The organism is Mycobacterium sp. 050272, assembly GCF_039023525.1.
Lineage (GTDB): Bacteria > Actinomycetota > Actinomycetes > Mycobacteriales > Mycobacteriaceae > Mycobacterium.
The window spans coordinates 229,124-240,193 of the sequence record NZ_JBCHKV010000007.1 but is presented as its reverse complement, the minus strand read 5'-3'; the positions used below and the strand labels follow the sequence as shown (position 1 = coordinate 240,193).

The window sequence follows — 11,070 nt, the reverse complement described above, 5'->3', positions numbered from 1 at the left end:
CCCGCTGACTACGATTACAGACATTCCGCCAGTTGATCGGAGTGTCCGATGACGACAGCCCGCGTGCCCGGACTGCCGCTCGGCGAGGCCAAGGCCGCCGCCGACGAGGCGGCGGTACCCGATTACATGGCGGAGCTCAGCATCTTCCAGGTGTTGCTGAACCATCCGCAGCTGGCGCGCGCGGTCAACGATCTGCTCGCGACAATGCTGTGGCACGGTTCGCTCGACGCGCGGTTGCGGGAGCTGGTGATCATGCGGATCGGTTGGCTCACCGCGTGCGAATACGAATGGACACAGCACTGGCGCGTCGCGACGCGATTGGGTGTCACGAGTGAGGACCTGCTGGCTGTGCGCGATTGGCAACAGCACGATCGTTTCGGGCCCCGTGAGCGCGCGGTGCTGGCGGCCACCGACGACGTGGTGCGCGACGGCGCGGTCAGCGCCGACAGCTGGGCGGCCTGCGAGCGCGAATTGCGAGGCGACAAAACGACTCTCGTCGAGCTCGTCACCGCGATCAGCGCATGGCGGATGATCTCGTCGATTCTGCAGAGCCTCGAGGTCCCATTGGAGGATGGCGTGGTGGGCTGGCCGCCGGACGGGCGCGCTCCGGCGAGTTGATTGCCATGCCAGGTGATAACTCATAGCGTCGAGGGATGCGGACCAGAGTCGCCGAGATGCTCGGTGTGGAGTTTCCGATATGCGCCTTCAGCCACTGCCGCGACGTCGTCGCCGCGGTCACCAACGCGGGCGGATTCGGAGTCCTGGGCGCCGTCGCGCACAGCCCGAAACGGCTGCAGAACGAACTGGCCTGGATCGAGGAGCAGACCGGCGGCAAGCCCTACGGGGTCGACCTGTTGTTGCCGCCCAAATACGTTGGCGCGGAAACGGGCGGCATCGACGCGAAGCAAGTCGGGCAGTTGCTCCCCGAGGAGCATCGTGCGTTCGTCGAAGACTTGCTCGCCCGGTACGGCATCACGGCCCCGGCCGAACCGCCGCGGGCATCCGTCGGGGGTCTAAACGTCTCGCCCAAGGGTTACGAGCCATTACTGGAAGTGGCCTTCGCGCATGACATTCGGTTGATCGCCAGTGCGCTCGGGCCGCCCCCGGCCGACCTCGTCGAACGCGCGCACAGCCGCGACGTGCTGGTGGCCGCGCTGGCCGGCACCACCGCACACGCGCGCCGGCATGCCGCGGCCGGCGTCGACCTGATCGTCGCGCAGGGCACCGAAGCCGGCGGCCACACCGGCCAGGTGGCAACCATGGTCCTGGTTCCCGAAGTCGTCGACGCGGTCGCGCCGGTCCCGGTCCTGGCGGCGGGCGGGATCGCCCGCGGGCGCCAGATCGCGGCGGCCCTGGCCCTGGGCGCCGAGGGCGTGTGGTGCGGCTCAGTCTGGCTGACCACCGAGGAAGCCGAGACCGACCCGGTGGTCAAGGAGAAGTTCCTGGCCGCCAGTTCCTCGGACACGGTGCGGTCGCGGTCGCTGACGGGTAAGCCGGCGCGGATGCTGCGAACGGCTTGGACCGACGAGTGGGAGCGGCCCGATACCCCGGCTCCGCTCGGCATGCCGCTGCAGACCAACCTCGTCACTGAACCGCAGCTGCGCATCAACCAAGCTGCCGCCCATCCCGGTGCGAAGGCACGTGAGCTGGCAACCTATTTCGTCGGCCAGGTGGTCGGTTCGCTCGACCGGGTCCGCCCCACCCGTGCGGTTGTGCTCGACATGATCGAGGAGTTCGCCGACACCATCGGACGGCTGGAAGACTTAGCTGAGAACTGACTGTCGCGGCGCGTTCAGCTGGGTGTGAATCATGCCACAGCGAGGTATTTGACCAGGTCAGGGATGTCGAAGCTGATCGAAAGCTGTGAAGCGGCGTAATAATCCCATAAAGTTGCGCGACACGGCTCAGATCACATTGACCTGGCCGGATACCTCGTGGAGTATTTACGGCAGCACCTCGTTAGGTGAGGCGGCTACACGAACACAGGCCACTGACCCCGAACGTCGAAAGACGCCCCGGGTCAGGACAGCTCCTCCCGGCTTAAGGGTTGAGTCCAAGTGGCTTCCGGAGTTCCGGACACGTCGTGTGGTGCCAAAGCTCTGACGAGAGGGGTGCGGATTTCTGGCGGTCGCCGGATTCTGAACTCCTTCTGGTGCGCGCAAATAGGCGCGGGTAACCGCACGCGTCGTGGTTGTAGAGGAGGTGAGGGACGTATGAGTTCCAGTGGCAGTCCGGATGGATATCCAGGACAAGCTCCGTCCCAATCCGACCTCCGGCCCGACGCCTCGAGCTAGCGAATCGACTTAGCGCTCAAGCGTTCTCGGATCGGAACCCTGACGGGTCGGGACACATCAGTCCAGTCAGAACCCGTTTGCAATTCCGTTAGGAGACGATCATGACCGCAGTACTCTTCGACGAAGTAGTTGCCGTGGCGCCCGTCCGCAACCTGCGCGTCGTGCGCGACACCACGCCCACGCAGGCTCCCGTGCCCACGAAGGCTGCCCGTCCGGCCGACGCCGGATACTTCGGCGCCGGCGACCCGCTGGTGGCCGGCGCCGCCCGCCTGCTGAGCGTCCCCGTCCGCCACCTCTACGCGGTGCTGTGGCGCGTCGGGTTCATCGAGGTCACGGCCTGAGATCCCTACCGCGAGACTGTAGCTGCGTACCGCTTTACTTGGCATTTGAGTAGGCAGTTGCAGTCTCGCGGTAGAGTGGGTCCGCGTCGATCCGGCTATCACCGGGGAGCTTTCGGAAGAACAGCCCGCACGGCTCAGTAGACCCGAACGGGTAGGCCCGTCACAGCCTGAATCGAGCGGCCGTGCGCCAGCACGGCAAGCGGGGTGGTACCGCGGTGCTCGCGCAGGTTGCGCGACCTCGTCCCCGGCCTGACCGTAGGCACGCAGGAGACGACGCGCACCGTGACCGAAAACGCTGACGCCAGGGCTTATCCCAAGCTGGCCGGGGGAGCCCCCGACTTCCCGGCGCTGGAACTCGAGGTCCTGGATTACTGGACCCGCGACGACACTTTCCGGGCCAGCATCGCAAACCGCGAGGGCGCCGAGGAGTACGTGTTCTACGACGGGCCGCCGTTCGCCAACGGCCTGCCGCACTATGGGCACTTGCTGACCGGATACGTGAAAGACATCGTCCCGCGCTACCGCACCATGCGTGGCTACAAAGTGGACCGCCGCTTCGGCTGGGACACCCACGGGCTGCCCGCCGAACTCGAAGTCGAGCGCCAGCTGGGCATCACCGACAAGTCGCAAATCGACGACATGGGCATCGCCGCGTTCAACGAGGCCTGCCGGGAATCGGTGTTGCGCTACACCGGCGAATGGCAGGCCTACGTCACCCGGCAGGCCCGCTGGGTCGACTTCGACAATGACTACAAGACGCTCGACCTGCCCTACATGGAGTCGGTGATCTGGGCGTTCAAACAGCTGTGGGACAAGGGTCTGGCCTACGAGGGCTACCGGGTGCTGCCGTACTGCTGGCGAGACGAAACACCGTTGTCCAACCACGAGTTGCGGATGGACGACGACGTCTATCAGAGTCGCCAGGACCCGGCCGTGACGGTGGGTTTCCCGGTGACCGGGGGCGAGCTGGACGGCGCCTACCTGCTGGTGTGGACGACCACGCCGTGGACGCTGCCGTCCAACCTGGCCGTTGCCGTCAACCCGGAGGTGACCTACGTCCAGGTCAAGGTCGGGGACCGGCGGTTTGTCCTAGCCGAGGCGCGGGTCGCGGCCTACGCCCGCGAGTTGGGCGAAGAGCCCGAGATACTCGGCACCTATTCGGGCGCCGACCTGCTGGGGACCCGCTACCTGCCGCCGTTCCCGTATTTCATGGCCGGGGAACCGGGGCGCGAAGAAGCATTTCAAGTGCTGCCCGGCGACTTCGTCACCACCGACGACGGCACCGGCATCGTGCACATGGCACCGGCCTACGGTGAGGACGACATGGCGACCACCGACAAGGTGGGCATCGTGCCGGTCACCCCGGTCGACTCCAAGGGCCGGTTCGACGTCACGGTCCCGGATTACCAGGGGCAGCACGTCTTTGACGCCAACCCGCACATCATCCGCGACCTGAAGAACCAGAGCGGTCCGGTGGCGGTGAACCAGCCGGTGCTGATCCGTCACGAAACCTATGAGCATCCCTACCCGCACTGCTGGCGATGCCGTAATCCGCTGATCTACCGGGCGGTTTCGTCGTGGTTCATCGCGGTCACCGAATTCCGGGATCGCATGGTGGAACTCAACCAGCAAATCACCTGGTACCCCGAGCACGTCAAGGACGGCCAATTCGGCAAGTGGCTGCAGGGCGCGCGCGACTGGTCGATCTCGCGAAACCGATACTGGGGCAGCCCGATTCCGGTGTGGAAATCCGACGACCCGGCCTACCCGCGCATCGACGTCTACGGCAGCCTCGACGAATTGGAGCGCGACTTCGGGGTGCGGCCCACCAATTTGCACCGGCCCTACATCGACGAGCTCACCCGGCCCAACCCCGACGACCCCACCGGTAACAGCACGATGCGGCGCATCCCCGACGTGCTCGACGTGTGGTTCGACTCGGGATCGATGCCGTACGCCCAAGTGCACTTCCCGTTCGAGAACGCGGACTGGTTCGACACCCACTACCCCGGTGACTTCATCGTGGAGTACATCGGGCAGACCCGGGGCTGGTTCTACACCCTGCACGTGCTGGCCACCGCGCTGTTCGACCGGCCTGCCTTCAAAACCTGTGTGGCACACGGGATCGTGCTCGGCTCCGACGGGCAGAAGATGAGCAAGTCGCTGCGCAACTACCCGGACGTCAGCGAGGTGTTCGACCGCGACGGCTCCGACGCGATGCGCTGGTTCCTGATGGCCTCACCGATCCTGCGCGGCGGCAATCTGATCGTCACCGAGCAGGGCATCCGCGAGGGCGTGCGCCAGGTGCTGCTGCCGCTGTGGAACGCCTACAGCTTCCTGGCCCTCTACGCGCCGAAAGTCGGTACCTGGCGTACCGATTCGGCGCACGTGCTGGACCGTTACATCCTGGCCAAGCTCGCCGTGCTGCGTGACGAGCTCACCGATTCGCTGGAAATCTGCGACATCTCCGGGGCCTGCGAGCAACTGCGCCAGTTCACCGAGGCGCTGACGAATTGGTATGTGCGACGGTCACGTTCGCGGTTCTGGGAGGAAGACGGCGACGCGATCGACACGCTGCACACCGTGCTGGAAGTAACCGCACGGCTGGCCGCTCCGCTGCTGCCGCTGACTACCGAGATCGTCTGGCGGGGGCTGACCGGCGCGCGTTCGGTGCACCTCGCCGACTGGCCCGCCGCCGGCACGCTGCCGCAGGACCCCGATCTGGTGGCCGCGATGGATCAGGTGCGCGACGTGTGCTCGGCGGGGTCGTCGCTGCGCAAGGCCAAGAAGTTGCGGGTGCGGCTACCGTTGCCGAAACTGACTGTGGCAGTGGAGGATCCGCAACAGCTGATGCCGTTCACCGACCTGATCGCCGACGAGCTCAACGTCAAGAAGGTGGAACTGACCGACGCGATCGACACCTACGGACGCTTCGAGCTCACCGTCAACGCCCGGGTGGCCGGGCCGCGGCTGGGCAAGGATGTGCAGGCCGCGATCAAGGCGGTCAAGGCCGGCGAGGGCGTCGTCAACCTCGACGGCACCCTGACCGCCGGCCCCGCGGTGCTGCAGCCCGAGGAGTACAGCTCGCGGCTGGTGGCCGCCGACCCGGAGTTCACCGCGGCGCTGCCCGGGGGAGCGGGTCTGGTAGTGCTGGACGGCACGGTGACCCCGGAGCTGGAGGCCGAAGGCTGGGCCAAGGACCGGATCCGCGAGCTGCAGGAGTTGCGCAAGTCGACCGGGCTGGACGTCTCCGACCGCATCCGGGTGGTGATGGCGGTGCCCGCCGAGCGGGCCGACTGGGCGCGCGCTCACCGTGACCTGATCGCGGGTGAAATCCTGGCCACCAGCTTCGAATTCGGCGATCCCGCCGCCGGTGTGGAGATCGGCGACGGGGTTCGGGTCTCGATTGCTCGGGCGTGAACCGCGAAAGTGCAACGGGGAACGGATTTCCCGAGAAGGACCGTCCTTAGTTGCACTCTCGCGGCCTTGTCGGAGGTCGATGGCAGGCTGCGGTCGTGATTGAGGCACCGTTTGTCGGGAGTGAGGCGGTCCGCGCGGGCGTCTGGACGAAGCGTGATTTACGGCGCTCCTGTACCCGCGTCTACCGCGACGTGTATCAGCGACGCGCCGGCCCGCTGACGGCGCGAGACCGGGCTGTCGCCGCGTGGCTGTGGTCGGGAAAGAAAGCCGTAGTTGCGGGGATCTCAGCATCAGCACTGCACGGCGCGGAGTGGGTCGACCCACAATCGCCGGCCGAACTGATCACCGATCGCAAGCGGCCACCACCGCTGATCGTGGTGCGCAACGAGACATTGCTTGCCGGTGAGAGCGTGCGCATCAGTGGCGTGCCGGTCACCTCGCCCGCTCGCACGGCGTTCGACCTCGGCCGAAGGCCCGGGCTTCAAGCCGCGGTCATGCGGATCGACTCGCTGGCGCGAGCGACCGGCTTGGCTGTCACCGACGTGCATTCGTTGATCGACGAACACCGCGGCGCGCGTGGCATCAAGCAACTGCGGCGGGTGTTGCCTCTGATCGACGCGGGTGCAGAATCGCCTCAGGAAACCAAGACCAGGCTGACGCTGATTCGGGGCGGCCTGCCCCCGCCGCAGACCCAAATCGTGGTGCGAAACATTTGGGGTGCGGTGTTGGCCCGCATCGATATGGGTTGGGAGGAATGGCTCGTCGGCGTGGAGTACGACGGGGCCCAGCACTGGACGGACCCGCGCATCCGCGCCAACGACATCGACCGCACTGCAGAACTGGAACGACGGGGATGGCGCCTGGTCCGGGTGAGTGGCGACCTGCTACGTCACCGGCCAGACGTCGTCGTGGACCGAGTCCGGAGTGCGTTGCTGGCCGCAGGTTGCCCCTTGTGACCGCGAGAGTGCAACTGGGAACACATCTCTCGAGACCGACTGTCCCTCATTACACTCTCGCGAAGAAAGTAAGGCTGCGGCTGCCGAGCCTACTGTCAGCAACCGATTCGGGTAGCGTCCGGTTACGGAAACCATCACATGGAGGCGTCGTTGCGGATTCTGGGTGTGTTCCGGGTGCACAACAGTGCCGACGTCTTGCCCCGGGTCCTGGACGCGCTGGCCGGCTGGTGCGACGACATCTACGCGATCGACGACCGCAGCACCGATGACAGTGCTGAGATCCTGCGGCGGCACCCCGCGGTGACCAACCTGGTGCGGGCCCGCTCCGACCTACCGCGGACACCGTGGCTGATCCCCGAGCCGCCCGGGCTGGAACTGCTATACCGGATGGCCGATTTCTGCCGGCCGGACTGGATCGTGATGATCGACTCCGACCAGATCGTCGAGGCCGACGTCGACATCCGCGAGGTGTTGGCGGGCACGCCGGATGACGTCGCGGCGCTGATGTGCCCGATGATCCCGGCCTGGAACGACCCGGATTATCCGGACATGATCCCGGTGATGGGAACGGCGGAATCGGTGCGCGGGCCGTTCTGGCGGTGGCGCCCCGGCCTGCGGGCCGGAACCCGGGTGATTCACAACCCGCACTGGCCCGCCAACATCACCGAGCACGGCCGCATCGGCCTGGTCAACGAGATCCGGTTGCACCACACCGGGTGGGCAACCCTGGCCGAACGGATCGGCAAGGTCGAGCACTATCGCAAAATCGATCCCGAGTCGGAGATGAACTATGGCGTGCCGTATGACCGCGCCCTGCTGTTCGGTTACGCCTACGAGGAGATCGACCTGCTCAAGGCCGACTACCAGCGCCGGGTGCGCGGCGACTTCGACCCGGCCGAGCCAGGCACCCGCCTGCCCATCGACCGCGACAGCCTGGCGCTCGGTTCCGGCTACGGCCGCCGGGCCGCGACGTTTCATCCCGGCGTCGACTTCGCCGCGGACCCCGGCACCCCGATCCACGCGGTCACATCGGGAACCGTCTCGGCCGCACACGATCTCGACGCCAGTGGGCTTCGATCGGTGACCGTCTCGTGTCGCGACCTCGACACCGTCTATGTGTTCCGCCCGGGCGACCAGAGCCGGCTCGCGGTCGACGACCAGGTGGCCGCGGGCGCACGGATCGGCGCGCTGGGCCCAGAAACCCAATCGCGAGACGGCTTCTTGCATTTCGAGGTTCGCGTCGACGGCGAGCACACCAGTCCGGTGCGCTATCTGGCCAACCTGGGGCTGCAGCCGTGGCCTCCGGCGGGGCGCCCGCGACCGGTGTCGGGGACCTTCCCGGCGTCCTCGCCCTGCACCATCACCGGTTGAGCTCGTCGACCAATCCGCGGGCGGACCGGATCGCCGAGCGGACCTCCTGCAGCACCTTGGCAGGATGCTGCTCGTCCAACTCGCCGAGCCGGTTGTAGCGCTCGACGCCGAAACTTGCTGATTCCACCCGTATTCCGAACGGCACCGCCAATGATCGCAGCGCTTCGAAGTGCAGATAGTGGCCCACCGGCTGGCCGGTCACCATCAGACATGACGAGCCGCTCATGCTCAGCGTCCGAGCGGCGAAGGTGTAGGTGTCCGACGAGTTCGCCCGGCGACGTTCGGGGTCCGGCGACGGGGTTTCGAGCAGCGTGATCGGCACGCCGAGCTCGTTGCGCTCCGGGCCGAAGCGCCACACCGTCTCGTCGCCCTGCGGCTTGCCGGTCCGCCCGCGCACGTGCTCCATCAGCTCGCGGGTGTCGAGCCCGAACGCGTCGGCCGCGCCGTAGGTCATCAGCTCGAATTCGGTGCGGGCACCCGGCGCGCACGCGTCGATCGCGTCCTGCTCGGAGTCGAGCACCGGCCGGGACGCGGCGGCCAGCACCACGTGGCCGACGCGCCGGCCGGTGGCCATCTCACGCGCATACCGGGCGCGCAGCAGGTTGGTGTAGCGCGCTCCGCCGATCACCATGATGTGATCGAAATCCGTTCCCTCTGGCGCGGTTTCGCCGGTCACGCCCAACGCGGTCGTCGCTGCCTCGATCCTGTTCAGCTGTGCGGCGGGCAGGGTCAATCGAGGGATCAGCCACCGGGCCGCGCCTGCGGCATCCTGGCTGCTGAGCCGTTCCGCGGCGGCTGCGCGGGCCCGGCCCCGATAGTCCCATGCGTCGCTGAACTCGTCGAGGAACGCCAGCCGGTCGCTGAGGCTCAGCCCGTCCGGGATGGCGCCGCCGAACACCGCGACGAGTTTCGCCAGGGCGGGATGGGCACACCACGACGCGACCTGCTGCTCGAGCTCGCCGGTGTCGATCGCGGCAGACCCGGCATGTGACGAACACATGTGGCTCCCTTCGAAAGCTGGGCGCTCGTTGGGCGATTCACAACGTACCGCCAATCTGTGGCACCCACCGTGCACTTAACGGAATTTGCATTAGCGACAAATCCGGTCCGCGCAGTGGCTAGGATGCGCCACAACACGCATACGACGGGAGAGCGGAAAGTAGTGCGAATTCTGGTAACTGGCGGGGCGGGCTTCCAGGGCAGCCATCTGTCCGAGGCTCTGCTGGCCCTGGGACACCAGGTGACCGTGCTCAACACGTTTTCCATTGCCGCCAAGGGAAATCTTCGTACTTTCCAGATGAACGAATCGGCGGACGTCGTTTTCGGCTCCGTGACCGATTGGGAGTTGGTCCGCAAAACGGCGCGCGACCACGACGTTATTTTCCACCTGGCGGCAAATGTCAACGTGGACAAGTCACTTGACGATCCGAGAAGCTTTCTGGAGACCAATGTGATGGGCACGCATCACATTCTCGAGGCCGCACGCGAATACGGGACACGGGTCATTTTCGCCTCGACGTGTGAGGTGTACGGGGACGGTCACAGCCTCGCCCCCGATGCCCTACTCGACGAAACGGCCGAGCCGAGACCGAACAGCCCATACGCCGCGTCGAAGGCCGCCGCCGACCGGCTGTGTTACTCGTACTTCCGCTCGTACGGCATGGACATCGCTATTGTTCGTCCGTTCAACATCTTTGGTGAGCGGCAGAAAAGCGGAGCCTTCGGCGCGCTGATTCCGATTCTGGTGCGCCGCGCCATCGCCGGGCAGGAGCTCACCGTCTTCGGCGACGGCTCCGCGACCCGGGACTACCTCCACGTCAGCGATGCGGTGAACGCCTACCTACTGGTGCTCGACACCGCAGATCTGCAGGGCCGCGCGATCAACTTCGCCAGCGGCACGAATACCCGGGTGCGCGACATCGCCGAATACATCGCCGCGAAATTCGACGCCCGGGTGGTCAACGGACCCGCGCGACCGGGCGAGGTGAGCCGGTTCCCCGCCAGCATCGCCCTGGCGCGCAGCATCGGGTTCGCACCGAAGGTCGACATCTGGGCAGGCATTGACCGCTACATCGAGTGGGCGAAAGAGCAGCCCCCGCAACTAGCCGGCTAGTTTGACGGCGCGCCAGCGCAGCCTGCCGCCGCGGACCTCGACCTCGACGTCGCCGAATCCCGCCGCGCGCAAGCGATCCGGCAACGTGTCGGGCGAGACGGTGTTGCAGATGTCGCGGAAGTGCAGGATCCGGAACCGCAGCGAATTCACGCTGTCGCTGCCGGCGAAAACACCGCCGGGGCGCAGCACCCGGAGAGCCTCGGCGAACAACTTGTCCTGCAGTTCGACGGTCGGGACGTGGTGCAACATCGTGAACGACACCACCGAGCTGAACTCGTCGGCCGGCAGCCCGGTGTTGGTGGCGTCGCCGTTGATGATGCGCGCCCGGTCGCCGTAGAGGCGCTGCAGTCGCTGCGCCATCGGGGTGTCGATCTCCACCGAGGTGAGCTTGCGCGTCTTGTCGACCAGCACCTTCAGGATGGCGCCGTAGCCGGGCCCGATCTCAAGGGTGTTGTCGCCCAGGTCTACGCCGGCCAGCGCCCAGGGCAGCAGATCGTCTTCGACCGCTTTAGCCCAGCGGTCCGAGCTGCAGATCCGTCGGTGCGCGAGGTTCATGGCCATGTCGAAAACGTTAA

Annotated in this window: 9 protein-coding genes and 1 riboswitch; of the genes, 7 read left to right on the top strand and 2 right to left on the bottom strand. The window is 66.5% G+C overall.

The features are described from left to right. The first annotated feature begins 48 nt into the window (after positions 1-48). From AAHS21_RS16625 to AAHS21_RS16600, 6 genes are all read left to right on the top strand, one after another. The gene (locus AAHS21_RS16625) at positions 49-618 is read left to right on the top strand and encodes a carboxymuconolactone decarboxylase family protein (RefSeq protein WP_342928698.1); all 570 of its coding nucleotides are present in this window, start codon (positions 49-51) and stop codon (positions 616-618) included. A 35-nt stretch (positions 619-653) separates the two neighbouring features. Then, entirely contained in the window at positions 654-1,778 is a 1,125-nt protein-coding gene (locus AAHS21_RS16620; protein WP_342928697.1) for a nitronate monooxygenase family protein, read from the top strand. Positions 1,779-1,948: 170 nt separating this feature from the next. After that, positions 1,949-2,118: riboswitch (M-box (ykoK) riboswitch) on the top strand. Between the two features lie 277 nt (positions 2,119-2,395). Continuing rightward, positions 2,396-2,635: an Rv1535 family protein gene (locus tag AAHS21_RS16615; protein WP_342928696.1), complete on the top strand. Its 240-nt coding sequence runs from the start codon at positions 2,396-2,398 to the stop codon at positions 2,633-2,635. A 282-nt stretch (positions 2,636-2,917) separates the two neighbouring features. Then, positions 2,918-6,055: an isoleucine--tRNA ligase gene (gene ileS, locus AAHS21_RS16610; protein ID WP_342928695.1), complete on the top strand. Its 3,138-nt coding sequence runs from the start codon at positions 2,918-2,920 to the stop codon at positions 6,053-6,055. A gap of 95 nt (positions 6,056-6,150) precedes the next feature. Further along, positions 6,151-7,011 carry a DUF559 domain-containing protein gene (locus AAHS21_RS16605; RefSeq protein ID WP_342928694.1) on the top strand — a complete coding sequence of 287 codons (861 nt, stop codon included), beginning with the start codon at positions 6,151-6,153 and terminating at the stop codon, positions 7,009-7,011. A gap of 150 nt (positions 7,012-7,161) precedes the next feature. Further along, complete coding sequence (locus tag AAHS21_RS16600) at positions 7,162-8,382, top strand: peptidoglycan DD-metalloendopeptidase family protein (protein ID WP_342928727.1); 1,221 nt, start codon at positions 7,162-7,164, stop codon at positions 8,380-8,382. On the opposite strand, the gene AAHS21_RS16595 is transcribed toward AAHS21_RS16600, so the two are convergent. After that, positions 8,372-9,382: a hypothetical protein gene (locus tag AAHS21_RS16595; protein WP_342928693.1), complete on the bottom strand. Its 1,011-nt coding sequence runs from the start codon at positions 9,380-9,382 to the stop codon at positions 8,372-8,374. The genes AAHS21_RS16600 and AAHS21_RS16595 overlap by 11 nt on opposite strands. 162 nt (positions 9,383-9,544) lie before the next feature. Between AAHS21_RS16595 and AAHS21_RS16590 the strand changes: the two genes are divergently transcribed. Further along, entirely contained in the window at positions 9,545-10,495 is a 951-nt protein-coding gene (locus AAHS21_RS16590; protein ID WP_342928692.1) for an NAD-dependent epimerase/dehydratase family protein, read from the top strand. Here the strand turns inward: AAHS21_RS16590 and AAHS21_RS16585 are convergent. Further along, positions 10,484-11,056, bottom strand: a complete 573-nt coding sequence (locus AAHS21_RS16585) for a class I SAM-dependent methyltransferase (protein ID WP_342928691.1) — start codon at positions 11,054-11,056, stop codon at positions 10,484-10,486. The two genes, AAHS21_RS16590 and AAHS21_RS16585, sit on opposite strands and share 12 nt — an antisense overlap. Positions 11,057-11,070: the final 14 nt, after the last annotated feature.